This window comes from Glycomyces amatae, from assembly GCF_020991375.1.
Taxonomy (GTDB): domain Bacteria; phylum Actinomycetota; class Actinomycetes; order Mycobacteriales; family Micromonosporaceae; genus Glycomyces; species Glycomyces amatae.
Genome location: NZ_JAJLQZ010000006.1, coordinates 32659 through 57380 on the forward strand (window position 1 = coordinate 32659; position 24722 = coordinate 57380).

The 24722-nt window shown below is 68.7% G+C and carries 22 protein-coding genes, 2 pseudogenes and 2 CRISPR repeat arrays; of the genes and pseudogenes, 4 read left to right on the forward strand and 20 right to left on the reverse strand.

Annotated elements, in window-relative coordinates:
* Nucleotides 1-202: 202 nt before the first annotated feature.
* Complete coding sequence (locus tag LO763_RS11265; RefSeq protein WP_230602084.1) at nucleotides 203-1120, forward strand: NADP-dependent oxidoreductase; 918 nt, start codon at nucleotides 203-205, stop codon at nucleotides 1118-1120.
* A 77-nt stretch (nucleotides 1121-1197) separates the two neighbouring features.
* Nucleotides 1198-1722: a uracil-DNA glycosylase family protein gene (locus tag LO763_RS11270; RefSeq protein WP_255672290.1), complete on the forward strand. Its 525-nt coding sequence runs from the start codon at nucleotides 1198-1200 to the stop codon at nucleotides 1720-1722.
* 58 nt (nucleotides 1723-1780) lie between these two features.
* On the opposite strand, the gene LO763_RS11275 is transcribed toward LO763_RS11270, so the two are convergent.
* The 11 genes and pseudogenes from LO763_RS11275 to LO763_RS11325 all read right to left on the reverse strand — a co-directional run.
* Nucleotides 1781-2047 (reverse strand): DUF6510 family protein, encoded by a 267-nt coding sequence (locus tag LO763_RS11275; RefSeq protein WP_230602087.1) that lies wholly within the window; start codon nucleotides 2045-2047, stop codon nucleotides 1781-1783.
* Between the two features lie 14 nt (nucleotides 2048-2061).
* A complete protein-coding gene (locus LO763_RS11280) occupies nucleotides 2062-2799 on the reverse strand; it encodes a ferredoxin reductase (RefSeq protein WP_369431972.1) in 738 nt (245 codons plus the stop codon).
* Nucleotides 2766-3368 (reverse strand): molybdopterin-dependent oxidoreductase, encoded by a 603-nt coding sequence (locus LO763_RS11285; protein WP_230602091.1) that lies wholly within the window; start codon nucleotides 3366-3368, stop codon nucleotides 2766-2768. Before LO763_RS11285 ends, LO763_RS11280 begins: the two co-directional genes overlap by 34 nt.
* Before the next feature lie 202 nt (nucleotides 3369-3570).
* On the reverse strand, nucleotides 3571-4014 hold the full coding sequence (locus LO763_RS11290) for a DUF5709 domain-containing protein (protein ID WP_230602092.1): 444 nt from the start codon (nucleotides 4012-4014) through the stop codon (nucleotides 3571-3573).
* Nucleotides 4015-4214: 200 nt separating this feature from the next.
* On the reverse strand, nucleotides 4215-4538 hold the full coding sequence (gene cutA / locus LO763_RS11295; protein ID WP_230602094.1) for a divalent-cation tolerance protein CutA: 324 nt from the start codon (nucleotides 4536-4538) through the stop codon (nucleotides 4215-4217).
* A gap of 196 nt (nucleotides 4539-4734) precedes the next feature.
* Nucleotides 4735-5835 (reverse strand): sensor histidine kinase, encoded by a 1101-nt coding sequence (locus LO763_RS11300; RefSeq protein WP_230602095.1) that lies wholly within the window; start codon nucleotides 5833-5835, stop codon nucleotides 4735-4737.
* Nucleotides 5832-6506 (reverse strand): response regulator, encoded by a 675-nt coding sequence (locus LO763_RS11305; RefSeq protein ID WP_230602096.1) that lies wholly within the window; start codon nucleotides 6504-6506, stop codon nucleotides 5832-5834. The genes LO763_RS11300 and LO763_RS11305 overlap by 4 nt, the downstream gene beginning before the upstream one ends.
* A gap of 41 nt (nucleotides 6507-6547) precedes the next feature.
* Entirely contained in the window at nucleotides 6548-6940 is a 393-nt protein-coding gene (locus LO763_RS11310) for a hypothetical protein (protein WP_230602098.1), read from the reverse strand.
* On the reverse strand, nucleotides 6916-8289 hold the full coding sequence (locus LO763_RS11315; protein ID WP_230602100.1) for a glycoside-pentoside-hexuronide (GPH):cation symporter: 1374 nt from the start codon (nucleotides 8287-8289) through the stop codon (nucleotides 6916-6918). Before LO763_RS11315 ends, LO763_RS11310 begins: the two co-directional genes overlap by 25 nt.
* Nucleotides 8286-10046: a beta-glucuronidase gene (uidA, locus tag LO763_RS11320; RefSeq protein ID WP_369431968.1), complete on the reverse strand. Its 1761-nt coding sequence runs from the start codon at nucleotides 10044-10046 to the stop codon at nucleotides 8286-8288. The genes LO763_RS11315 and uidA overlap by 4 nt, the downstream gene beginning before the upstream one ends.
* Nucleotides 10047-10151: 105 nt before the next feature.
* A pseudogene (locus tag LO763_RS11325) lies at nucleotides 10152-10346 on the reverse strand (maleylpyruvate isomerase N-terminal domain-containing protein); the annotation flags it as partial.
* 309 nt (nucleotides 10347-10655) lie between these two features.
* On the opposite strand from LO763_RS11325, the pseudogene LO763_RS29790 reads away from it, so the two are divergent.
* Nucleotides 10656-10823: pseudogene (locus LO763_RS29790) on the forward strand (site-specific integrase); the annotation flags it as partial.
* 366 nt (nucleotides 10824-11189) lie between these two features.
* Nucleotides 11190-13299: direct repeats of the CRISPR family, unit length 29 nt; unit sequence CGGAACACCTCCACGTCCGTGGAGAGCAG.
* Between the two features lie 18 nt (nucleotides 13300-13317).
* On the opposite strand, the gene cas2e reads toward LO763_RS29790, so the two are convergent.
* The 8 genes from cas2e to cas3 all read right to left on the reverse strand — a co-directional run bounded on the left by cas2e (nucleotide 13318) and on the right by cas3 (nucleotide 22201).
* Nucleotides 13318-13626, reverse strand: a complete 309-nt coding sequence (cas2e, locus tag LO763_RS11335; protein WP_230602107.1) for a type I-E CRISPR-associated endoribonuclease Cas2e — start codon at nucleotides 13624-13626, stop codon at nucleotides 13318-13320.
* Nucleotides 13627-13629: 3 nt separating this feature from the next.
* Nucleotides 13630-14574 (reverse strand): type I-E CRISPR-associated endonuclease Cas1e, encoded by a 945-nt coding sequence (cas1e, locus tag LO763_RS11340; protein WP_369431973.1) that lies wholly within the window; start codon nucleotides 14572-14574, stop codon nucleotides 13630-13632.
* A 14-nt stretch (nucleotides 14575-14588) separates the two neighbouring features.
* On the reverse strand, nucleotides 14589-15245 hold the full coding sequence (gene cas6e / locus LO763_RS11345; protein WP_230602110.1) for a type I-E CRISPR-associated protein Cas6/Cse3/CasE: 657 nt from the start codon (nucleotides 15243-15245) through the stop codon (nucleotides 14589-14591).
* Entirely contained in the window at nucleotides 15242-15979 is a 738-nt protein-coding gene (gene cas5e / locus LO763_RS11350) for a type I-E CRISPR-associated protein Cas5/CasD (protein WP_230602111.1), read from the reverse strand. The genes cas6e and cas5e overlap by 4 nt, the downstream gene beginning before the upstream one ends.
* A 3-nt stretch (nucleotides 15980-15982) precedes the next feature.
* Nucleotides 15983-17131: a type I-E CRISPR-associated protein Cas7/Cse4/CasC gene (cas7e, locus tag LO763_RS11355; protein ID WP_230602113.1), complete on the reverse strand. Its 1149-nt coding sequence runs from the start codon at nucleotides 17129-17131 to the stop codon at nucleotides 15983-15985.
* Nucleotides 17128-17757 (reverse strand): type I-E CRISPR-associated protein Cse2/CasB, encoded by a 630-nt coding sequence (gene casB / locus LO763_RS11360; RefSeq protein ID WP_230602115.1) that lies wholly within the window; start codon nucleotides 17755-17757, stop codon nucleotides 17128-17130. The genes cas7e and casB overlap by 4 nt, the downstream gene beginning before the upstream one ends.
* The gene (gene casA / locus LO763_RS11365; RefSeq protein WP_230602116.1) at nucleotides 17717-19333 is read right to left on the reverse strand and encodes a type I-E CRISPR-associated protein Cse1/CasA; all 1617 of its coding nucleotides are present in this window, start codon (nucleotides 19331-19333) and stop codon (nucleotides 17717-17719) included. The genes casB and casA overlap by 41 nt, the downstream gene beginning before the upstream one ends.
* Nucleotides 19334-19474: 141 nt before the next feature.
* Complete coding sequence (gene cas3, locus LO763_RS11370) at nucleotides 19475-22201, reverse strand: CRISPR-associated helicase Cas3' (protein ID WP_230602117.1); 2727 nt, start codon at nucleotides 22199-22201, stop codon at nucleotides 19475-19477.
* Between the two features lie 270 nt (nucleotides 22202-22471).
* A CRISPR array of direct repeats spans nucleotides 22472-23354; the repeat unit is 29 nt; unit sequence CTGCTCTCCACGGACGTGGAGGTGTTCCG.
* A 26-nt stretch (nucleotides 23355-23380) separates the two neighbouring features.
* Here cas3 and LO763_RS11375 point away from each other — a divergent pair.
* Complete coding sequence (locus LO763_RS11375; RefSeq protein WP_230602119.1) at nucleotides 23381-23644, forward strand: GlsB/YeaQ/YmgE family stress response membrane protein; 264 nt, start codon at nucleotides 23381-23383, stop codon at nucleotides 23642-23644.
* A gap of 155 nt (nucleotides 23645-23799) precedes the next feature.
* On the opposite strand, the gene LO763_RS11380 is transcribed toward LO763_RS11375, so the two are convergent.
* On the reverse strand, nucleotides 23800-24474 hold the full coding sequence (locus tag LO763_RS11380; RefSeq protein WP_230602121.1) for an HNH endonuclease family protein: 675 nt from the start codon (nucleotides 24472-24474) through the stop codon (nucleotides 23800-23802).
* Nucleotides 24475-24722: the final 248 nt, after the last annotated feature.

A 24722-nucleotide genomic window follows, 5' to 3' on the forward strand; every position in this document is an offset into this window, starting at 1 on the left:
CGACGGGACCGACCCGTCCAGTACATGAGCGTCGGCGGTTCGCGCCGTCTTACCGACGGCGTCCCGAGCGGTTCGCCTCCCCCGGCCGCCGCGCGTTCGCGAAAAACCCGGGCCTGAGCGGTAAGACGGCGTTCGCAGGCGCCGCCAACGCCGTGAGGGGTGTCCGCCGCGATCACGCGGACCGACGTCGAGGAGGGGCCGGATGAAGGCGATAGTGGTGACCGATGAGGCCGCGGGAACGGCCGGGATGACGCTAGAGGAGCGCCCGCGGCCCGAGGCGGCGGGGAACGACGTGCTCGTCGAAGTCCACGCGTCGGGGTTCACTCGCGACGAGCTGACCTGGCCCTCCACTTGGACCGACCGCCTGGGCCGGGACCGGGCGCCGTCGGTGCCGGGCCACGAGCTGGCCGGCGTGGTCGCCGCTCTCGGCTACGGCACGAGGGGGCTGTCCGTGGGGCAGCGGGTGTTCGGGCTCACCGACTGGACGCGCGACGGCACGCTGGCGGAGTACGCGGCGGTCGAGGCGCGCAACCTCGCCCCGCTGCCGGGGGACGTCGACTTCACGGTGGGCGCGAGCCTGCCGATCTCGGGGCTGACCGCGTGGCAGGGGCTGTTCGACCACGGCCGCCTCCAGGCGGGCCAGAGCGTCCTCGTGCACGGCGCCGCGGGCGCCGTCGGATCGATGGCGGCCCAGCTCGCCCGCGAGGCCGGGGCCCGCGTCATCGGCACCGGGCGCGCCGCCGACCGCCGGGCCGCGCTCGACTTCGGCGCACAGGAGTTCGTCGACCTCGACGGCGAGGCCCTGGAAGAGGTCGGCGAGGTCGACCTGGTGTTCGACGTGATCGGCGGGGAGATCGGCAAGCGGTCGGCGCGGCTGGTCCGCGCCGGGGGGACGCTGGTGTCCGTCGCCGGCCCGCCGGAGGCGCGGCCCGCGGAGGGCCTGGCGATCGACTTCGTGGTCGAGTCCGACCGCGCCCAGCTGGGAGAGCTCGTCAAGCGGGTCCGCGAGGGGCGCCTGCGGACGGCCGTCGGGAACGTCGCGGCCCTCGACGACGCCGTCGCGGCGTTCAACCCGACCGAGCGGGCCAAGGGCAAGACGATCATCCTCGTGCGTCCGTGAGCGAGGGGCGCGCCGGGGCGGGGGCGGGCTTCGCGGCGATCCGGCAGGCGATCGTCGACGACCCCGGCAACGCCGCGATGGGAGCCCGGGGGTACCTGCCGCTGTACGCCGCCGGGCCCCGCGCCCGCGTCGCCGTGGTGGGGCAGGCACCCGGCAGGAGGGCGCAGGAGTCGAACACGGCCTGGAACGACGCCAGCGGGAAGCGGCTGTTCGAGTGGCTCGGCGTCACCGAGCGGGAGTTCCGCGACCCCGATCGGTTCGCGCTGCTGCCGATGGACTTCTACTATCCGGGCAAAGGGCCGACGGGCGACCTGCCGCCCCGGAAGGCGTTCGCCGCCCGGTGGCACCCGCCGCTGCTCCGGCTGATGCCCGGCATCCGGCTCACCGTCCTCATCGGCGGCTACGCGCAGGCCTACTACCTGGGCCCGCGGCGGCGGCGCAACCTGACCGAGACCGTTCGGGCGTTCCGCGACTACTCGCCGGACTTCATACCCGTCGCGCACCCCTCACCGCTCAACTTCCGCTGGCACGCCCGGAACCCGTGGTTCGCCGAGGAGCTGCTGCCGTTCCTGCGGCAGCGCGTGGCCGCCGCGCTCGGCTGACGCCGGGCCCGGTGATGCGGACGCGGAGCGCTTCCGGCCGCCGCCTCGCCGGGCCGGTTCACCGGCCGGGCGGCGGGAACCGCAGGTACGACAGCCCGCTCATGCCGAGCCACAGGGCGCCCGGGCTCTGCACGAGTTGCAGCGTCACCTGACCGCAGGCCGCGCAGCGCGCGACCGCGCCCGGCGCGGCCGTGTAGACGCGGAAGTCCGCGACCGGGCGGACCGCGCCGCACCCGGCGCAGCGGGCCTCGGCGGTGGTGATGTCGGGTCTGAAGACCTGCCGGAGCGAACCGGCGAGCGCGTTGCCGTCGACGAAGTGGTCCATGGTGTCCTCCTAGGTCAGCCGAACCGTTCGGTCTTGATCCGGTGCCGGTCGTGGCCGAGCGTGATGAGCATGTTGGCCGCCGCCTCGACGAACCCGTTGGGGCCGCAGACGAAGCACATCGGCTCGAACTCGGCGGGCCAGCCGTGGGTGTTGAGGTCGACGAGCCCGAGGCGCCGGGGCGCCCGCCGGGCCCCGGGGGGCGCCTCGCGCGTGTACCGGACCGCGACGTCCACGCCGCCTTCGGGCCGGGCGAGTTCGTCCGCGTAGATGACGTCTTCAGGGGTCCGCACCGAGTACAGGAGCCGGAACGGGACCCGGGAACCGAGCGCGCGACGCTGGCGGACCATGGCCTGCAACGGCACGATCCCCGAACCACCCGCGAGCAGCATCACCGGCCGGGTATCGGTGCCACGCCACACGAACCAGCCCCCCACCGGCCCCCGCACCTCCACATACGCCCCCACCGGCAGGTCGTCGCACAGATACGTGGACACCTCACCGCCCAGGACACGCTGGACCGTGAACACGACCCGCCCCTCCTCGACCGGCCCGGCCAAGGAGTAGGAGCGCACCGCCTGGTAGCCGTCATCAGCAGTGAGCCGGATGTCGGCATGCTGCCCGGCCAGATGCCCCGACCACTCCTCGGGCTCGAAGACCAGCGTCACCGCCGAATCAGTCTCACGGAGCCGCTCGACCAAGCGCGCCTGCTGCCACACGGTCACCACCCCGACTGATAACGCTGCTCGAGCCAGGGGTCCCCGTAGTCGTGATAGCCCGCCCGCTCCCAGAAACCCGGCTGGTCCTCGTCGTGCAGGGTGATGCCGGAGACCCATTTGGCGGACTTCCAGAAGTACAAGTGCGGCACCAGGAACCGGGCCGGACCGCCATGCTCGGCCGCCAGCGGCGCACCCTCGTACCCGGTCACCACCCAGGCCTGGCCGTCGGTGAGGTCCTGCAACGGCACATTGGCCGTGTACCCGTCGACCGAGTGCACCACCGCGAAATCCGCCGCCGTCGCCACCTCGGCCAGCAGGGTATCGACCGAGACGCCCCGCCACGTCGTATCCAGCTTCGACCAGCGCGTGACACAGTGAATATCGACCGTCGGCGACTCATGCGGCAACCGCGAGAACGCCGCCCAATCCCAAGACACACGCTCACCGACCTCGTTCACCACCGTGAACGACCACTCACCGGTATCGACCACCGGCGTCGGCCCCGCACTCAACACCGGGAAACCCTCGGTCAGATACTGCCCCGGCGGCACCCGATCGCTGACCGTGCGCCGCCCTCCCCTGAAGCCGGGCGTCAACGCGCTCATGCCCGCCTCCCGCGTCCGCGGCCCGCAGCAGGGCGCCCCGGCCGGTCCGATTGCGGCGACAGTCGCCGGGCCTCATTCGGCGGCGCCTGCGAAAGACCCGGGAGAACCGGCGGGCCCGCCGTCTTGGTGTTCCTACGGATGCGCATCGATGTTCGTCTTCCCCTTGCGTTGTTCGGTCGGATCGAGGGCGCCGAGCGGCCGCTCAGGGCTGCTCAGGCAGGTCGACGACGATATGGACCGCCGCCTCCTCGGCGGACGCCGCACCGCCGTCGATGCCGATGTCGTGCGCCCGGAAATCCGACGCCGGGTCGAGGCGGTCCGGGTCCGCCCATGTGAGGCGGCCGGCGCGGACCGAACCGACCTGGTCGTCGATGACCTCGCCGTCCGTGTCGATCGCGTCGCCGATGCCGTCCCCGAGGATCTCCGCGTCCTCCTCGGGGAGCTCGCGCGCGAGCCGGGCGGACAGCGGCTCCCCGGACCGCGCCTCGTTCGGGGTGAACCCCCAGGAGAGGCCGGCCGGTCGCCGATCCAGCGGGGAGTACCCGGCGTCGTAGACGTCGTCGCCGAGTTCGTCGGCATCGAGGCTCTCCTCAGGGGAGAGGAGGCCGAGATCGAGGTCCGGGGTCGCGGGGTCGGTGCTGGTCATGGGATCGCCTCATCTCATCGGTTCTCGACGTTAGTGGCGCCATGGCACGGGGTTCTTACGTCGCTCGCCGCGTCGACCGCGCTCCTGCCGGTTTTCGGCCGGATGTCCGACGGCCCTCGCCACAGGGCCATGGCCTCCTGAAGGGCCGAGAGACCCGCCGGAGGACATGGCACCACTCGCGAACCGCTGCCCCAGGGCCCTTACGGGTCGCGCGTCTCGGCGAGGACCCACTGGTGGTAGTCGGGGTTCGCCTCGGCTATCGGCAGGGCGATCACGCAGGGCACTTCGTAGGGGTGCGATGCCTTCACGGCCTCGATGACGGCCGGAACGAGGCTGCGTCGGGTGTGCAGCATGACGCGGGCTTCGGGCTCGGCGTGCACCTCGCCCTCCCATCGGTAGACGGAGCGGATCTCGGCGACCTGGTGTCCGCAGGCGCACAGCCGGTCGTCCACGAGCCGCCTCGTCAGCGCGGCGAGCTCATCGACGCCCGGCGCGGTGACCACGACTTCGCAGATCTCATCCATTATGGACCTCTTCGACCTTCAGTACTCTGAACCGGTGAGGCCGAAGACTACCCGCCGCGCCGCCGGATCTCAGTGCGACCGCGGCGGCCTGGCGTTCGGGTCTGAAGCCGCTGACCGCGGACAGGACCGGTGCGGCCGGACGGCCCGGTCGAGCGCGCCCCCATCGATCCGGGCGAGCAGGGCTGTGACTGTTTGATCAGAGTGGCAGTTCCGCCTGCACTTCGAATCCGCCGCCTGCCCGCGGTCCTGCGCTCAGCGTGCCGCCGATGGCTCGGGCACGCTCGGTCATGCCGTTGATGCCGTGCCCCGGCCGAATGCTCGGTGCCGCTTCGGCGTGCCCGTCGTTGGTGACGCGCACCCGCATGAGGCGCGGCAGGTAGGCGATGTCGACTGCGACGTGGCGGTTTGGGGCGTGCTTGGCGGCATTGGTGAGCGATTCCTGCACGATCCTGAACGCGCACAGCTCCAAGACCGGAGACGGCTTCGGATCTGGGCGCCCGGAAACCGTCGCGGTGACCTGCTGCCCGGCCACGCCGGCCCGGTCGACGAGGGTTTCCAGGTCCTCCAATGTCGGAGCCGGTGCCAGAGGCTCGACCTCACCGTTGCGGAGGACGCCGATCGCAATGCGCAAGCCCTCCATGGCATCGCGAGCGGCGTCATCGATGACCGCGATGGCCGCCGTGGTCGACTCAGGCTCGTCGAGATGCCGGGCCACGGCCGCCTGTGCGCCAATGACGGTGATGCTGTGCGCCAAGACGTCGTGGAGCTCGCGGGCTATCACAACCCGCTCTTCCGCAGCTCTGCGCGCGGCCTCTTCTTCGGCAAGTTGCTCGGCCCGCTGCGCTCGGTCCTCGGCGGCGTCGGCGGCGAAGCGGCGGGCTTTGACCATCTCTGCCGCCGCTATCGCCAGTCCGATCCAGCCGAATGATGTGAGCACCTCCACCGGGCCTAGCACGCCCGAAGCGAGTGCCACAGCGCTGAGGACGCCGCCGCTGGCGATGGCGATCGCAATGCCGGTGACACGAGGGGTGCTCGCGAGCACGGCATAGAGCACCACGATCAAAGCGGGCAGGAGTGGCGCATGCGGGTAGCCGAATCCGATGTGGATGACCAAGGCGGCGAATGAGACCGCAAAGGCGGCGACCGGCCACCGTCGGCGCGCGGCCACCGGTGCCACGACGACCGCCGTGAGCACCAGTGCCAGCATTGACGGCGGCCCCTCTTCGACGCTGAACGCCAGGACGGCGGCGAGGAACAGCCCAAGGACCAGCAGCGCCTCCGCCCAGCGCCTGGTCATGACGGCGCCGGTCCGGCCGCGACCAACCCGGTTTCATAGGCGGCGATGACGAGTTGGGCGCGGTCGTGCGCGCCCGATTTGGTGAGGATGCGGCTGACGTAGGTCTTTACGGTGAGCGGACTGACATGGAGCCGCTCGGCGATCTCGGTGTTGGAGAGCCCGCGTGCGATGAGCACCAGCACTTCCCGCTCCCGCGGGGTCAAATCGAGCCGGGAGCGCAACTGCGGTGGAGGAGGTTCGGGGTGGCTCAGGAAGCGCTCGATGAGCGCGCGGGTCGCGCCGGGCGACAGCAGCGCGTCGCCGCCGGCCACGGTGCGGATGGCCTCCAGCAGGTCGGCGGGCCGGGTGTCCTTGGCGAGGAAGCCGCTGGCGCCGGCTCGCAGCGCCAGCGCTACGTTCTCGTCCGTCTCGAAGGTGGTGAGCACGAGCACCCGCACACTCGCGAGTTCCGTTGCGGCCGTGATGGCTTTAGTCGCCTCGATGCCGTCGAGCCCGGGCATTCGCACGTCCATCACGGCGACGTTCGGGAAGTGCTCGCGAGCGAGGGCCACGGCCTCCGCCCCGTCCCCGGCCTCGGCGATTACCTGCATATCGGGTGCGGAGTCGACGAGAAGGGCGAATGCACCGCGCACGAGTGCCTGGTCGTCGGCGAGGAGTACGCGGATCGTCATGCCTCCAGTATCACCGAGGTCGAGGACGGCGGCGTTCACGGTTATCGGAAGTGGGTGTAGGAGAGGGCGAGTGCGGTCGCACCGCAGCTCGACACTGCGATATGGACAGCGCGGGCGTACCGGTTCGGGGCGCCGGTGCCGATGAGCAGGTGCCCGGTCCAATAGGCGCCGTAGTAGGACGCCGTGGTCACGGCGAGGATCCACCACAGCAGCGGCCCGCGTTCTCCCGCGGGAGCGAAGATCGCCAGGAGCATCACCGCGATGTGCCCCAGGTCGCCCATCGCCTCGCGTTGGAAGTGGAACTGCGCGTGCTTCGGCCCGTCGCCGGCGTTCGGCACGAGATAGGCGTCGTCCCACAGGTGCGCGACGGTCTGGCCGAGACTGATGAGGCTGATCGCGATCGCGGCGATCAGGAAGCCTTGAGCGGCGAGCACGCGTCCTCCTTATGTCCATCAGCGGATGCCTCGATCTCGGCGACAATGCGCCGGTGCTCCGCCTCGGTGAGTCGGTACCAGCCCATGCACACGGCCGCGAGGAGGTATCCGACGGCGGGGACGAGTCCCACCAGCGCGAGGATGCCCCACAGGGCGCCGGACGGCTGCGTGGCGGCGTCCGCGACATAGCCGCTCCCCGCAAGCGCGAAACCGGCGAGCCCCGAGGCGACCGCGTTGCCGCATCGGCGCGCGAAGGAGAAGAACGCGTAGGTGGCCCCTTCCGCGCGATGGCCGGTGCGCCACTGTCCGTACTCGACGGTGTCGGCCTGCATGGAGAACAGGACCGTCTGCACCACGGCGGAACCCGCGGAGGCCACGCCGAGCATCACCAGCACGAACCACCATGAGTCGTCCGGTCGGACCAGCAGGAGCGTCAGATGTCCGGCCGCCGCCACCACCCCGGCGACCACATAGGTTCGCCGCTTGCCGAGCCGGGCGGTGATCCGCGGTGTCAGCCAGCCGAACAGCCCTTGGCCGATGCTGATCGGAATTGCCATCACGATGAAGGCGTCGAAGCCTCCGGCGAGGAACCGCGCGTAGAACAGCGCCCCGAAGTTGAACGCCTCGAAGCCGATGAGCATGAAGACCATGCCGGCGCACAGGACTATCAGCGGCCGGTTGACGCGGACCGCGGCGATGCTCTGGCGCAGCGTGACGGGCACCGACTCGTGCTTCGCATCGCGGTTCCCTTCCTCGCGCGTCAATGCGAAGGCGCACACGAAGAACACCACGGAGATCACGGATGCGCCGCCGACGACGAACAGGTAGGCCGTGCCGAGATCGGGCACGCCTTCCAAGGAGGGCACGATCACCGCGTACAGCAGGAGGTACACGAAGAACGAGGCGGTGGAGCGGGCCATGGCGAGGCGGTCGCGCTCGCGGGGTTCGCGGGTCATGGCCGCCGCCAGGGTGCCTAGCGACACCTGGCTGAACGCGTAGGCGAGGCCGAAGAGGGTGAACGTCAAGCCCGCGTAGATGATTTGACCGGTCCTGCCGAGCTCGGGCATCGCGAACAGGCCGACGCCCATCAGGGCCATCGGCAGTCCGCCGGCCAGGAGGAACGGCCGCGCCTTGCCCCAGCGGGTGAAGGTGCGGTCGATGACGCGGCCTGCGAACAGATCGAAACCGGCGTCGATGACGCGCACGACCATGAGGACGATCCCGGCGATCGCGGCGTTCATGGCGACGACGTCCGTGTAGTAGGAGAGGAGCAGAAGCGATACCGAGGCGTATGAGGCCTCGTTGGCGGCTTCGCCGAGGCCATATCCGATGATGCGGCGGCGCTTCACGACTCGATCCACCTCCGCCGCAGGTCGAAGGCGGCCGCCTTCGGTTTGCGATCCCTGGTGAAGAGGCCCTTGAGGTTGCCGCCGGGCCGGATGACCTCTTGGCGGGTCAGGAAGTCGGCGAAGCTCCAGACGTGCTGGCCCGCCACGGCATCATGCTGCTCGGCCACGCGGGCGACCATGGCGATGACCGCAGACTGGTACTCCTCGGTCCACATCGTCGGTGCCGTCTCATGGAGGCCGGCCAGGCTGTCGGCACCGCATTCGGTGATGAGGATCGGTTTGTCGTACCGCTCGGCCCATCGGTCGAGTTCCGCCCGCAGTTCAAGTTCGGCGGAGGCCAGGTCGCCGCCGTTGACGTACCAGCCTTGGTAGCGGTTGAGGCACACCATGTCGAACAGGTCGGTGATCCTGTCCCTTTCGGGCGGTGCGAGGAACACGTTCGTGAAGCACACCGGGCGCGTGGGATCCAGTGCTCGCGCTTCGGCGACGATCGGTGCCAGGAACTCCCTGGCACCGTCGGCCGCCGAATCGGGTTCGTTCGAGAGGCACCACATGACGACGCTGGGGTGGTTGCGGTCGCGTTCGATCAGCTCGCGGGCGGCGCGCACGCAGGCGTCCCGGGCCTCCGCGCCGAAGCCTTCCGGTCCGAAGGTCTCCGGCGGCGGGCCGGTACGAGGGCCGAAGTCCATGGCCAGGTTGACCATGCCCGCGGCGGTCTCGTCGATGACGACGACCCCGTGCCGGTCGGCGTAGTCGAGCGCTTCTTCCGGGTAGGGGTAGTGCGTGGTGCGCAAGGAGTTCGCCCCGAGCCAGTCGAGCAGGGCGAAATCGTGCACCATGAGCGCGTCGTCGTGGCCGCGTCCCCGGATGGGACTGTCCTCATGACGTCCGACGCCCTTGAAGGTGAACGGCTTGCCGTTGATCAGGAACCGCCGACCGTCGACCTCGATGGTCCGGATGCCCACGGGCACTTCGTATATGTCCTGGCCGTATTCGACCTCCAGCCGATAGAGGTAGCCCGCGCCCGGCTCCCACAGGTGCGCTTCGGGCACCTCCAGTGTGCTGGCCGCGCCCACTGCCGAGGAGACGTGGCCACCCTGCGCGTCCCGAAGGCGGACCGACACTTCGGCAGAGCCGGAGATGGTGACGTCGTAATCGATCAGCCCGGTCGATCCGTCCAGGCGGGTGCGGACCGCGACGTCTTCGATGTGGTCCGCAGGCGTCGCGTACAGCCACACGTGCCGGTGCAGCCCGGTGTAATTGAAGTAGTCGGCGGTCAGTGCCTGCGACACCGTTCCGGCAGGCGTTCGATGCGACCGGCCGGGGGGCATGGAGGAGAAACTCAGCTCATTGCTGAGCGCCACGGTGATCCGGTTCCGCTCACCGCAGGCGAGCAAGTCGGTGACATCGACTTCGAAGGGAAGGAAACCGCCCGTGTGCCGCGCGGCGATCGTGTCGCCGACCCACACCGTCGCGTCGTGGGCCGCGCCGTCGAAACGTAGGACGATGCGTCGCCCCTCCCAGGAACGCGGCGGGCGTGCATGCGTCTGGTACCAGACGAGGCCCACGTGGTCGCGGAGCCTCTCGTCGGGAAGAAGATCGTTGTAGCTGGCCGGAACCGGCATGTCGACGGTCCCCGGAAGTTCCGCGGACCACCATCGCTCGGCGTGACCGGCCGCGCTGTAGTCCGCCGCGAATCGCCAGACGCCGTCCAACGACTGTCGTTCCCTTGCAGCTGTTTCAATTGGTCTGAGCATGACCCCAATGGTTTCCGCCGAGCATCGCCGCCGTAGTCTCCTGCGGTTGACACTTCGCGGTACTCCCGTGGCACTACCGGCTGAGGTCGATGTTTAGCGATCAGGGGCGCCTGCGGTCAGATGCGCCGGCACCTGGCGCACGGTCGACTCCTCGCACAGCGACTGCGTCTCCCATTGCCGGTCGCCGAGCCCGGCGAGGTCGTCCGCCAGGGCGGCGCGTTCAGCGTGGATCTTCCTCCACAGCAGCTCCCGGCGGTCGGCTCTGGTGCGGCGGGTTGCCCAGTCGGCCACCAGTCTCATCCTTCCCGGGGTGGTTCCGAAGACGGGCCTGGACCGGCCTCCCCGTTTCATCGGTGACGCCTCAGCCTGTGACGCACCCTGCTGCGGACCCGTCGGCTTCGAGCCTCAAGGGTTCGGCTCGGCGGGCGATCAGGCCGGAGCGCAGCTCGTATGCGGAGCCCCGAAGAAGCCGGTGACCCGGTCCGGAAGCTGCGCAGGACGGCGCGGGCCTCGGTGACCGACTCGGTCTCGGCGGTGATCAACTTGCCGGCAAGCCGCCGCTTCAACTCGGCGTTCACCAGCTCGTCGGGGTCGAGGTGCGGGGCGTAGGCGGGCAGGAGATGCAGCTCGCTGCTGGCCGACCTCGACGTGCACCCCAGGGTCGCGATGCGGATGCTTCGGCACTCGAAGTTCGGCATCACGATGGAGGTGTACACGAAGGTCTCCGATGAGGCCACGCGCGAGGCGCTGCGGCGGCTCGGCGAGGCGCTGGGGCAGCTGCTGTACCAGGTGGGCCTTCACGGCCTGCCCGGTTTTCTCATGCTCTTTGAGCTGGGCTTGTGGTGGGTCCAGTGGGACTCGAACCCACAACCTATGGTTTCAAAAACGGGCCGTGACCTGCGGGTTATCTCTCCTCTTCGTTAACTTATCCACAGATCATCCACAGCCGAGCAGATCTCCAACGGCGACCTTCCGCTTTTCAGGCGGACGCGCATTATTTCCAAATGACTGCCCTGAGCAGCATTTTCAACCCAATAAGAAAGGATTGCTCTTGGCCCGGACCGCTATAGGGCCGCTGCACGCCTGCCAGACGAACCACTTAGCGAACAGGGCGTCCGGCCAGTGACGGCCTTGTCCAACCGCCAGGACACCTCCACGTCCGTGGAGAGCAGGTTGATCTGCTGGAGGGCCTCGGCGCCGGCGCGGCCGAGCGGAACACCTCCACGTCCGTGGAGAGCAGGGCCACAGGTGCGCATCCGCCTCCGGATCCACCGGAACACCTCCACGTCCGTGGAGAGCAGGCCGGCCCCTCTTTTTTCCAGTCGCGCCACCCCGGAACACCTCCACGTCCGTGGAGAGCAGGCAGTTGTCGTGGTATTTATCGCCATCGGCGTAGGAACACCTCCACGTCCGTGGAGAGCAGCCGTCCATCCCCACCCGCTACCGCGGGACCCTCGGAACACCTCCACGTCCGTGGAGAGCAGGTGGTCAGCCGCTCGTTTTTGTACGCCCAGATCGGAACACCTCCACGTCCGTGGAGAGCAGGCGGTGAGCGGGTCGGGCGCGAGGTCGTAGGCCGGAACACCTCCACGTCCATGGAGAGCAGCTCGCGGCGCACGACCAGCTCCAGCGGCCGCGCGGAACACCTCCACGTCCGTGGAGAGCAGCCGCCCGAGGTGCCCGACGACTACCTGCTGTCCGGAACACCTCCACGTCCGTGGAGAGCAGATGCGCACGAGCTCGGCCATGACGTCGACCGGCGGAACACCTCCACGTCCGTGGAGAGCAGCCGCTGCTCATCCCCGCCGCCGAGCTCCTCAACGGAACACCTCCACGTCCATGGAGAGCAGGGTTCGCTTTCCTTGCCGTCGCCGCGGATCGTCGGAACACCTCCACGTCCGTGGAGAGCAGTGATGCACGCTCGTGTTCCAGTCGTGGCAGGACGGAACACCTCCACGTCCGTGGAGAGCAGTTGATGCCGTTCCAGATGGTGACCGCGGTGTCCGGAACACCTCCACGTCCGTGGAGAGCAGGGCCTTGGCGGGGTCGGGGAGGTCGTAGGTGTCGGAACACCTCCACGTCCGTGGAGAGCAGCCCGAGGGGAGGCCGGTCCGATGAGCCCCTGGCGGAACACCTCCACGTCCGTGGAGAGCAGGCCACCACCGGTGACGTGTGGAAATACGGCACCGGAACACCTCCACGTCCGTGGAGAGCAGGAACACGGCAAACTCATCTGATGTGCTTCGCATGGAACACCTCCACGTCCGTGGAGAGCAGCCGTTGCGTTCGGCCTTCATCGCGTCGAGGGCCGGAACACCTCCACGTCCGTGGAGAGCAGTAGAGCCCGGCGGGGTTCCAGGCACCGTGCCCCGGAACACCTCCACGTCCGTGGAGAGCAGGGCACGCTCGCGAAGGAAATCTCGGCGGAGGTCGGAACACCTCCACGTCCGTGGAGAGCAGGAGTCGGTGTCGATGTCGTCCCAGTCCATCGGCGGAACACCTCCACGTCCGTGGAGAGCAGCTCCGGCACGGGGGGAACGGCGGCACCTGTTTCGGAACACCTCCACGTCCGTGGAGAGCAGTTCTCCGGGTCGAAAATCCGGTCGGCCCGCCGCGGAACACCTCCACGTCCGTGGAGAGCAGGGGACGCTGATGCGGTGGGACGCGGCGACCGTCGGAACACCTCCACGTCCGTGGAGAGCAGGAATGTACCCATTGTCAGACTCCCTTCCGTTTCGGAACACCTCCACGTCCGTGGAGAGCAGTCGTCCATCGCGGAGATGATGCGCTTCTGGCGCGGAACACCTCCACGTCCGTGGAGAGCAGACACCGCAAGGCCGCCGCCGCCGAAAGATGATCGGAACACCTCCACGTCCGTGGAGAGCAGGGCAACCGAGACGGGGGCGTCATCGCGTACGTCGGAACACCTCCACGTCCGTGGAGAGCAGGTCGACAGCGACCACGGGTCAGCGATGGGCCGCGGAACACCTCCACGTCCGTGGAGAGCAGCGGCCACAGGCCTATCCGATGTCGTTGAGCTGCGGAACACCTCCACGTCCGTGGAGAGCAGGGTGGCGGATGCCGGTCGCCTGGAAGCGGACCGGGAACACCTCCACGTCCGTGGAGAGCAGGCGCGGGCGAGGTCGTTCACGAGGCCCCGGAGCGGAACACCTCCACGTCCGTGGAGAGCAGTGCATCAGCAGGTGACATGCGCGTGAAAATTTCGGAACACCTCCACGTCCGTGGAGAGCAGGCTTGCTGAACTGGGAGTTTACTCGGGCTGTTGTTCGTTTTCGGCGTGGAACTGGATGAGTTGGAGGCCGTCGAGGTCGATGACGGTGCGGCGGCGCCTGCCGGCGGTGCGGATGACGAAGCGTTGTTCGTGGTCGGCGTGGGGGTAGACGCAGGTGGCGGCGCCGTCGGCGACGGAGGCGCTGACGGCTTGCCAGAGTTCGTCTCTGACGCGGGCGGAGAGGGTGCCGACATAGAAGCCGGGGGTGGGTTCGATCATCCAGCGGGTGAGTGCACCACGGACATGGTCGGGGACGGCGGTGGTGGAGATGACGACGAGGTTGGCCATACGTCACCAGTCGGGTTCGTGGTCGGCGTGGTTGACGCCCGCGGCGACTTCGCCGATGTCGGGATCCCACAGGTGGACCAGCTCTGGGTTTACGGTCTCGGGCGGGCTGGGGTTGTTGGGCTCGAAGAGCCATTGGAGGTCGTTGATGATCTGTGGAAGGAGGCGGAAGGCGCGAAATTCTTCACGCAGACGTCGGCGGGCCTCGCGTTCGGGATTGGGAGAGCGGTGGAGGGTGAAGGCCAGGGGGATGGTGTGGCGGGCTTTGTAGAGGTCGGCGATGTCGTAGACGAACGCGTGTTGTTTGCCGCTGTGAACGAACCCAAGTGCTGGGGTGCAGCCGAGGCCGAGGATGGCGGCGTGGCAGATCCCGTACAGGGCAGTGTTGGCTGCGGACAGGGCTTGGTTGACCGGGCTTTGGGTGTCCCAGTTGTGGGGGTCGTAGTTGCGTTTGAACCCGCGGATGCCGTTGCGGTCGGCAAGGGAGCGGTAGAGAGTTTTCATGCGGGCGCCTTCGAGACCACGGAGTTGCGCGAGGTTGACGGCGGGTTCGACGGTGTCGCCGAAGCGGAGGCTGAACATGCGCTGGGCGACGGCGAGACGGGTGGCATCGTCGGCCCAGGCGCGGGCTTGTTTCTCGAGCCAGGTGGTGGTGAGGGCACTGGATTGGCTGGCTGAGTACATGCGAACGCCTCCGGCGCCGGTCCACAGCACGGTGGTGTTGTGGCGGGCGAGGGTGGCCATGGCCGGTTGGGTGATGGAGGTGCCTGGTCCCATGAGGATGCAGGTGAGTGCGGCGACCGGTAGGTAGACGCGGTCGATGCGTCCGGCTCTGTCGACTTGGGCGCATATGCCGGTGTCGTCTTGGATGATGCGGACGGTCTCGAGGTAGAGGAAGGAGAGGCTGTCGGCCACGCGGGGGAGCATGGCCAGGGCCGGGGCGCCGAGCATTTTCCTCGGATCGCTCAAGCCTGGCTCCTTTCGGTTACAGGGGTGAGGAGGGCGAGGGAAAGCAGGCCGCAGCCGTAGCTTTGGGAGCGGCCGATGCCGGTGCGGACGGCCTCGCGCAGCATGTCGGGGTCGGTGATGGTCGCGGTGCCGTCGAACTGGGCCCGGGCGTGGCGGGTACGACCGTTGATGATGGTGTCGTCCAGGGGCCGCCAGTCGGTCGACTCGATGGCGAGACCGGCGGCTGGGGCGCGGTCGGTCCACCAGGTGAGGGCGGCGGGACCGTGGAAGACGTGGAGTTTGCCGACCAGGGCGGGTTCGGGGGCGCTGTTGCCCCAGCGTTTGGTGGGGTTGGCGACGATCCGGTATCGCAGTTTCGCTCCGGTGTGGAGGGCATCGAGTTGGGGGGCGAGTTTGCGGGTGGCGGCTTGGATGACGCCGTCCATGGGCAGGGCGTCCAGGAGTGGCTCGGTCGCGGTCTGGACGAGGATGACGGGGCCGCGGGAGCTGTCTTCGATCCGGTACAGCAGGCCGGCGGCGCGTCGTGGCTGGTCGCCGAGATGGTCGGGGGCGAGGTGCATGAGCCAGGTGTGCTGGCGGCCGCCGTCGGCCAGGAGTGTGCGGATGCCGCGGTGGCGGGGGTCGAGGACGAGTCGGGTCAACCAGGGGCTCATGCGCGGTTCGCTTCCATGAACGCGGCCAGGCGGTCGAGGTAGTCCGTTCCTGTCTCGGCCAGGTCGCTGCTGAGGGTCTCGGTGGTGCGCTGGACCGGCCGGGCGCGGTAGCGGCGGTCGCCGCGGGGGAAGGCGTCGCAGTCGTCGAGCATCTCGCTCCATGCGGTCGCGTCGCCCGGTGCGGCGGTGCGGACGATGTCGACGCGCACCGGGCCGCGCTGGCTCTGCGGCCGGGGCGGGAGTGGGGCGGTCCTGAGCGCGGTTTCGGCGTCGGGAGTGCGGCCCAGGAGCATCGGTTGCTCGGGTGGGCAGGAGCGGCGCCCTAGGAACGGCTGCCAGCAGGGGGTTTCGAGTGCGGCTTGGGCCTGGTCGAGTGCGTGGGCGGGGCCGGTGACGGCGACGGTGAAGACCGCATCGGCGAGGTAGTGGCGGCGGGTGATGACCGCGGAGTCTTTGCGTTTGCCCTCGGCGGTGGGGATGCCGTGGCCTTTGGGGTAGCCGCCGCCGGCGGTGTGGAAGTCGATCAGGCGCACGCCGGGTCGGTCGATGCGCACGGTGAAGTCCAGTTCGGTCAGGGCGCCCAGGGGCGCGCCGCGCCGGATGCCGGCGGCGCTGGCGATGAGGCCGAGGAGCCCGGAGCGGGTGGGAATGTCGGCGGTGTCCTTCTCGCCGAAGGCGCCCCGTTCGCCCCACGCTTGCAGCGGGCCGGCCAGGCGCAGCATGAGGGCCTCCACTGCCTACTCCTGGACCCAGGCGCAGGTGACCGCGGCCTGGATGAGGTCGTCAAAGGACTCGTGGGCGCCGCCGAGGTTGGCCGGGGTCTGGTCGAGGACGTGGGCGTGCCCGGCCCACAACTGCCGGTCGGATCCCAGGAGCCGGTGCAGGCGTCCGGCGTAGCTGTCGAGCCGGTCAGCGGCCTGCGCGACGTGACCCTCGTCCAAGGCGCGGATGGGACGTTCGAACGCGGCCGCCAAGGAAACGGGCCGGTCGTTTCGGACAGCGAGATGGACCAGGTCGGGGACGGTCATCGGCGCGGTGGGCCGGTCTTTGCCGGTGGGGACGGTGCGAATGAATGCCTGCGCGAACGCGGTGACCAGTTCGGCGGCGGCAGTACGGTCGCCGCCGAGGTTGCGCACCAGGCCGTCGAGGTCGATGTTGGCGTACCGGTAGAAGGTGCCGGCGGTGAACAGGGCGGTGCTGATGTGCCCGGACCCGGGGATGCCGGCCTGCTGCTCGATGTCGTCGACTGCGGAGAAGAAGTCGAACTCCGGGGTGGTCTCGTGGACGGTGAAGGCGTGGGCCATCTGCACCGCGCCGTCGACGTTCGCGCCGGGCAGCTCGGCGAGCATCCGGCCGAACAGGTTGATGGTGCCGTTGCGCGAGCCCAGGACCGCGGCGATCTGGTCGGAGGGGAGGATGCCTTTGCGTTTCTTCTCCGGCTTCGCCTCCTCATCGACGATCGCGTCACGGTGGGCCGCGGCGATCGCGGTCAGCTCGTCGAGCCCGGCCTCGGGCAGGAACAGCAGCACTGAAGTTGTCAGGATCTCCTCGTTCTTCTCGTCCTTGCTCTTCTCGAGCTTGATGCCGTTCCCGGCCGAGCGGGCGACCTGGCGTCCGGCGGCCTCGGCCTCCTCCAGGGGCCAGTCGTGGGCCTGGTGGAGACGCTCGGCCACCCCGCGCACCACCCGGCGGGTGCGCACCGCCGGGTCGCCGAGCTTGGCCTCGACGTCGAGGCGGATGCGCCGCTTCCAGGACTGGCTGGAGATGCGGGTGCGTTCAGCACCACCGAACACGACCGTTTTCGGGTTGCCCTCTTCGTCCCTATTCGGGTTGGAGAAGGGCAGGGTCTGGAGGGCGTGGAAGTCAAGGAATCGGGGCTGGCTCATGCCGTCTCGCTTTCAGCGTTCGGATTGGTCTGCTTGTTGATGGTGTCGATGCGGTGCAGGGTCCGGTGGTAGTCCTGGATCCACCACTTGGCGATGTCGCGGCGGTGCCGCCGCCAGTCGGCGAGGTCGCCGATAAGCCGGACCCAGTCGACCGGCACCTGGGTGCCGCGCAGGTGCTGGACGGTGCCCGGCAGCAGTCGGTGGAGCCCGTCGACGTTCTGACGCGAGAGCAGGATCAGGCGGCTCAGACCGGTGTCGCGCGTGTACAGGTGGCGCTCGCCCACACCGATGGCCAGGGATACGCCGAGGTTGTGCGCGCGCTGCCGGTCGGGATCGGTCTGGAGGTCGTGGGCGCGAGCGGCGGGCGGCTGGGCGCAGATCATGGCCGCCACGGTGACGAACGCGCGCTGCTCATCGGGGATGGCGTGCCCGGCCAGGTGCCGCCGGTCGGACACGGGCTGTTCGGGCAGGTAGGCGATCAGGTGGCCCCAGGCGCGGTCCCAGGCGGGACTATCGGAGCGCTGCCCCAGGCAGCGTTTCAGATCGGCGCGCGGACCGGGCTGCTTCAGCAGTGCCGGAAGCAGGTCACCAGTCGTCGTTGTCGTGTCCTGGGTCAGTGCCGCCACTGCTCGCCGGGCTCGCTGCGAGCGCGACCGGGGCACCGTTGCCGTCGGGGTGGTCATGGGAGATGGGTTCCTTTCGCCAACCGCGGAACAGCCGCGACCGGTGGATCTCAAGCAACGTGATGGTGCGCGGGTTGACCGCGTAGGTGCCAGTAGCCTGGTCGAAGACGTCGAGCGCGATGGTGATGAACGCGTTCGGCAGCAGCGGCAGCGGCCCGGCGTCGAAGACCATGGCCCAGAAGGCCTGCTCGGCCCGGGACCAGTACTGGGCCATGGCCGGCCCGGTCCACGACGGCGCCTTCTTCGGTTTCCCGGCCAGTTCGGTCCAGGCGGCGTTCAAGGTCCGCTGCAGGTGCTGGCCGACGCCGTCACCGGCGTGGTGGGCGTCCTCGATCCTGACCTCCATCGCCGGATCTTCGAGGGCGGTGAGCACTGGCGGGGTCGTGGTGGTGAAGAACGCCTTGTCCCGGGTCTGGCCGTCCTGGTCGTAACCGAACGCGCGGATCCGCAACCGGCGCATCGTCGCCGAGGGCAGAGCTGGGCGGGCTTTGAGATCGACGATGACCTGCGGGTGCGTCACCGGCGCCTCGGCCGGGACCTGCAGGACCAGAGCATCGAGGTCCCGCCAGATCGCCCGGTCGGCCTCGGCGTACCGCGGATAGCGGTCGCCGGTCTTCGCGTTCACCTGGTAGGGCACATACGGGTCGTCAGCCCCCGGATGCGCCGAGCGCCACGCCCACGTCATATAGGCGTCCACGACATGCTCGCCGGTCGCATCGGGCACCAAGAGGACTCCGTGACGGAACCGGTTCGCCAGGCGCCAACCGACACCGGCCCCTGCAGGCGGATCAGAGCGGGGGTCGTGCAGGGGCCCTTCCCATATCGCCGCCACCGGCTGCGCCTCCTCGGGTGGGAGGTAGACCTGGTTGAGCAGCAGCGTCTCGAATAGGGTGCGTCCCCAGGGATGGACTGAGAGGGTCCGGCGCAGTGGTCCGGCGCCGGTGTCGGCCTTATCGGTCGCACCGACCTTGCGGGCGGTGCACCGGCCTGAGGGCCCGTAGTACATCCACGCCAACAGATGCCACACCGCCTCACTCGCCGGGACCGGTACGGGAGCGTCGTCGCGGTCGTGCGAGAGAAACACCTGGTTCGCTCCCGCCACACGAGTCCAGGCGAACTTCCCGACGCCCGAGGTCGACTTGCACTCCTCAGCCAGGCGCGGGTCCTGCAGGAACGGGCGGGACCCGAAGAGCATGAAATCCGTGCCGGTACCGAAGACCTGGTCGACCCGTTCAGGATCGAACCCGGTTCCCGAACCGTTCAAGAGCGCCAGGCGCTGTTGCTGCCAGGGGCGCTTGGCGTCGATCGCGTCGAGTCCGGTGATCCGCGCGGTCAACACGCCCAGGATCCGCATGAAACCAGCGGCGGCCGGGGCGAGCGGCGCATGGAAGTCCGCGATTTCACCCGCCCGAGTGAACAAGGTTCGCAGACCCACCCGCCGTGGCAGGTTCGGATCCGGATCGACCCAGGCGACCTCGATCCACTCCTCGGTCACCAGATTGAAGTCGTTGCTGCCCATGAACCTCCTCGTCCCGGCCTTGCGCGAACCGGCCCGTCGACAAGGGACGGCCGGTGCTCCGACATCATGACACCCCCGACCGACACCGTGGGTCCACCGAACGGGCTGAAGCCCGCCTCCGTCGAGCCGAAACCATCGCGCTCAGTCCACAACGAGGCCCAGCATGGGATCAAGCCGGAATGTGCGACCAGCAATCGCGACCGAACCGCTCTGGCCCTGAGCGTCAACGACATGGATCAGCGGCACGACATGTTTGAGCTGGAAGTGGTCTTCCCATTGCAGCAGGGGCGCGACCGCGAGTGCGCCGGTGCGGGCTTCGAGCAGGTGCCGCCTCACGGGTACGGTGCGCTCGATGATCGCCGCGACCGCCGCCTGGTCCCACCACTGCTTCCCGGCTCTCATGGTCGGCTGCGGCAGCGGATGACGCCCCTCAGGGTCGAGGAAGTACTCGCCCTCGCGCTCGAACAGCGGCAGGGCACGAAGAGCGTCGGCGTCGAACCGGGTCGCGACGTGTTCCTCGACGAGGCGATCCTGGCCGGAGAACTCACCGACCGCACCGAAGTCCTTGGGCGGAGGTACCTGCCAGCGTTTCGCTTCGTCGCGGCGCACCATCGCCCACGCCAGGCTCTCCCGCTGGGCCTGCTCGCGACCGGCTATGAGTGAGTCGTCGGTGTACACCGTCTCCAGCAGGTCCTGGACCTCTCCGGGGATGCGCAGCCGTGCGCCAGAGCGGCGCAGCAGGAGCCGCTGGGTACGGATCAGCGACGCCGGCGGGTAGATATAGGCCCAACGCCCGGGCACTACCGGGTCGGCGCCTCCTTCGGGTGCGAGCACCACCAGACGCGGTTCCCGGGCCCAGGCGGGTCGGTCGGCATCGTTCTCCGGGTGCCGGTGGCCGCGTCCGGCCCGCTGCAGCAGCAGCTCCAACGGCGCCAGGTCGGAGATGATCAGGTCCATGTCGATGTCCACTGACTGCTCCAGCACCTGGGTGCTGACGATGATGGTCCGTCCCGAACGATCCCGGCCCTTGCCTCTGCCGAAGCGTTTGACGATCTTGTCGGTGATCGTCTCGCGTTGCCACATCGGCATGTTCGAGTGCAGCAGCACCACGTCGACGTTGAAGCCTTCACGCCTGGTCCAGGCGTCGAGGTCGATGAATGTCTGTTGGGCCTCTTTGACCGTCGTGCACACCACTGCGGCACATCCCCGGTCGTGGCACAGTGCCGCCAGCTCCTGCTGCAGGACAGGGCCGCGCTGCAGTGCGTCATCGACGACGTCGCACTCGCGCACCTCGACTCGCAACTGCTGATGTTCGTCCTCGTTGACCGTGATCGACCGGCTGAGGACTTGGGGCTTGTCGCGTTCGAGGAACACCCACCCTGGATACGACAGGGCCAACTCGTCGCCGGGCCGACGTCCCAGGTAGGCCGCGGCGAGCTCGTTCGCGACTTGATGCGGGAGCGTGGCCGACATCAGCACCACCGGAACCCCCAGGTGCCCGCACCAGGCCAAGAACCCGCACAGCAGACCGCGGACGAACTCGTCGAAGGCGTGCACCTCGTCAATGACGATGGTCTTGTTCGCGAACGCGAGCATCCGGAACGCGTTGTACTTCAGCGGCAGCACACTCAGCAGTGCCTGGTCGATCGTTCCGACGCACACCGGAGCGAATGCCGCCTTCTTCCCGCCGCTGAGCCACTCGGTCACCGCGGTCAACTCACGCGCATCATCACTGACCTCGGCCCCGGTCTCCTCCTGCTCGGCCCGCAACCGCCGCAGCCATGCCATCGAATGCACCAGGTTCACCGGCGCCGCATCGAGCGATTGCCGCCCCACGTACTCGACCAGGCGCGTCTCCATTGCATTCGACGTCGCCATCGTCGGCAGCAAGAACGCCAACCCCGCCGACCCTGCGGCGGCGCCGAGCACTCGCGCGGCATACAGCGCCGCCTCGGTCTTGCCCTGACCGGTCTGCTCGGTCACGATCAACAACCCCGGCCCGGACACTGCCTGCGGCAGGGCCGCTTCGAGGCTCTCCTGGAGTCGGTTGGGCGTGAACCCGAACTCCTCGGCGAACCCCGACTGCCGCAGTCCCAGCCGCACCAGACCCGCCTGGGCCAGCTCATCGTCCGATGCTGCCATCGAGTCGTTGAAGAACCGCTCCAGCGAGTCCGCATCACCCTGCGTCGGGGCACCGGGAAGGCGAGAGCGGACATAGGCGGTACGGCTCGCCAGCCAGTCCGACAGCACCACGACCGCGCAGGCGATCACCTGTGCCTCCGGGGGAAAGTCCTCAGGCAGCCGCTCGGCCCCTACGACCTTTCGCACCGCCGTGGTGATCGCCGACCGCTGCGCGCCCCACGGGCCCTGTCCCAGGCCTTTCGCCTTGACCTTCTGCGGGTGGTACTCCTTGCCGTCCATGGAATTGAAGAAGCCGTGATGACCGCCGACCACTTCGGCCACGGCCGCAGCGAGTTCGGGAGGCCATGCGAACTTCGCGGCCAAAGCCGCCCCCAGCCACAGCTGCCCCGCCGCAGCGTGTTCCTTGAACTCGCCATCGCGGGGGTACCCCTCGGGGCCGGTCAAGCCCTGGTCATCGCGGAACTGGAACCCCGGACAGGCCTTACCAATATCGTGTAGGCCGGCCAGCAGCATCACGAACGCCCGCGACTCTCCCAGCGACAGACCGAGTTGTTCCGCCAGCCAGTCGCGCACCCGCACTGCCAGGTAGTCATCCCAGACCCGGCCAGCGAACGCGGCCGCATCCAACAGGTGACAGATCAACGGATAGGTCTGCGGTGGTTCGCTCGCCGAAGCAAGACCACGCGACTTTCCCCAGATCAGCAGATCAACTAGATTGGAACTCAAGAGCACCTCCGGAAGCGCAAGGGATATGCACGAACTCGGATCATCGCAGCACCCGGCAACAACCACACCCACCAGCCACGACCCGACCGCTCCGAGCCGTAGCTGCGAGGCACCTAAGCACTCAAACCGCGCCGCCTACGCACCCAACCCGCACCCACTTTCGAGTCCACACCTGCACGGCCACCCGTACTCACTCAAGCCCTCTCTGCACCGCCAAGCGCCCCGAAACGAACAAAGGGCCCTGTAAGATCCCAGCTCAGGAAGCCTGCTCTGCTCTCCACGGACGTGGAGGTGTTCCGTTGCGCAGCTGGCGTTCGAGCTCGGCGATGCGCTGCTCTCCACGGACGTGGAGGTGTTCCGGCAAGAGAAAGGCCGGGGTGCCAGCCCCGGCCCTGCTCTCCACGGACGTGGAGGTGTTCCGCTGGGCGGGCAGTCGATCAGGCAGATGTCCCACTGCTCTCCACGGACGTGGAGGTGTTCCGGCCCGTAATCCCGTAAATACGGGGCTGCGGGCCTGCTCTCCACGGACGTGGAGGTGTTCCGTTCGGGTGCGACTCCGGCGGGGCGATCCACCGCTGCTCTCCACGGACGTGGAGGTGTTCCGTTGACGCTCTCGGCGCGCCTGCGCGAGGCGGGCTGCTCTCCACGGATGTGGAGGTGTTCCGATCGGCGCCCACGTCGCCGGCCACAACACCGCCTGCTCTCCACGGACGTGGAGGTGTTCCGTTGAGTTCGTTGTCGAACGGGTTGAACTCCAGCTGCTCTCCACGGACGTGGAGGTGTTCCGCATTCGTCGGCGCCGTCCAGATGCGACCGGGCCTGCTCTCCACGGACGTGGAGGTGTTCCGACCTTGGCATGTCCGAGATCCGTTTGCGTGATCTGCTCTCCACGGACGTGGAGGTGTTCCGACGTAGTCGATGAGGTCGGCGTCGGTCTCTGCCTGCTCTCCACGGACGTGGAGGTGTTCCACTACGCCGAGAATCGTCCGCGTATTCAGCCACCTGCTCTCCGCGGACGTGGAGGTGTTCCGGGTAGGGTCTTCCGGGGCCGCCTCAGGGGCGTCTGCTCTCCACGGACGTGGAGGTGTTCCGGACGGCCGGACGCGCACCATCCGCGCCGAGCACTGCTCTCCACGGACGTGGAGGTGTTCCGCCCCGACAGCTGAACTGGAGGTTCTCATGATCGGTTTCATCGTCGCCGGGCTCGTCATCGGCGCGCTCGCCCGCCTCATCAAGCCCGGCAAGCAGAACCTCGGCATCATCGCCACGCTCCTGTTGGGCCTCGTCGGCTCGGTGATCGGCGGCATGGTCGCCAACCTGCTCGGCACCGGCGACATCTGGGAGCTGAACGTCCTCGGCTTCGTCGTCGCCGTCATCGCCTCGGTCCTGCTCATCGGCGTCGCCGAGGCCATCGCCTCACGAGGCCACCGCACCGCCCACTGATCCCTCATGCTTGGCTGGGCCCGCTCGCTGCGTGAGCGGGCCCAGCCGCTGTCCGCGGGACCGCGACATCTACCAGAGGCCGCCGCGAGGCGCGGGGCTGTCGCTTCGGGCAGTACCTGCGCCCCGAATAGGTGCGGGTGCGGTCCTCGAGCGGTTTACGGTGCAGTGACGGTGACCGTCGCATCGGGACAGTCAGCGATGATCGCCTCGAGCGCTTCGGCCTCGGCGGTGTCGACGGCGAGGTTCCATCGTGTCTTGACCGACACCCACTCGAAGGCATACCGGCAGGCGGCGTCCTCGGCGGGCGGCATCCATTCGGCAGGGTCTTTGTCGGACTTGGACCGGTTCGACTTAGCGGTGACCGCGATCAAGGGCACCGCGTCGCCGAGGTCGTTGGCGTAGGCCTGGCGCTTGGCCTTATCCCAGCTGTGGGCACCGGAGTCCCAGGCCTCGGCGAGCGGCACCATGTGGTCGATGTCAAGTGAGCGGGCGTTGTCGATGTAAGCGTCGTCGTAGAAGCTGTACCACTGACCGCCGGTGATCGTGCAGCCCTCGGCGACAGCGGGAGCCATGACCGCCTCGGCAATAAGGACTTCAGCGCGCGTGTTGCACTTGTCCTTGTCCTCATCGACCCAGTGACGGAACAGGCCCCGGTCATAGCCCTCACGCTGCTCCTCGGCGACCGGGAGGGCCGCGAGGGCTTCGGACAGGGTCGGGCCGGTGGTCGGTGCGGCCTGGGCGGTCCCGGGCGCGGCGAGCCCGGCCGTCGCGAGCAGGGCGGCGGCGAGGACGCCGATCGCGGCACGGCGGTGTCGGTGGATGTTGGGCATGGTGCTCCTCGGTGTCGGGCGCGTGCGGCCCGCGAGGTGCGGACCGTCGATCCGGCACCGACCCTAACCACGCCTGCTCCACTATGTACCGAAGACACGAGAGGACCGCAACGAGGACTTCCGAGAGCTACGGCCGTGAGCTGTGGATACGGCGATCAGTGTCGGATTGTTGCCAGTTCCCGGCCGATGTTTCTGGAGGATGCGCCAACACACTCCCCACACCCGACTGTCCGCCGAGAAGCGAGGAG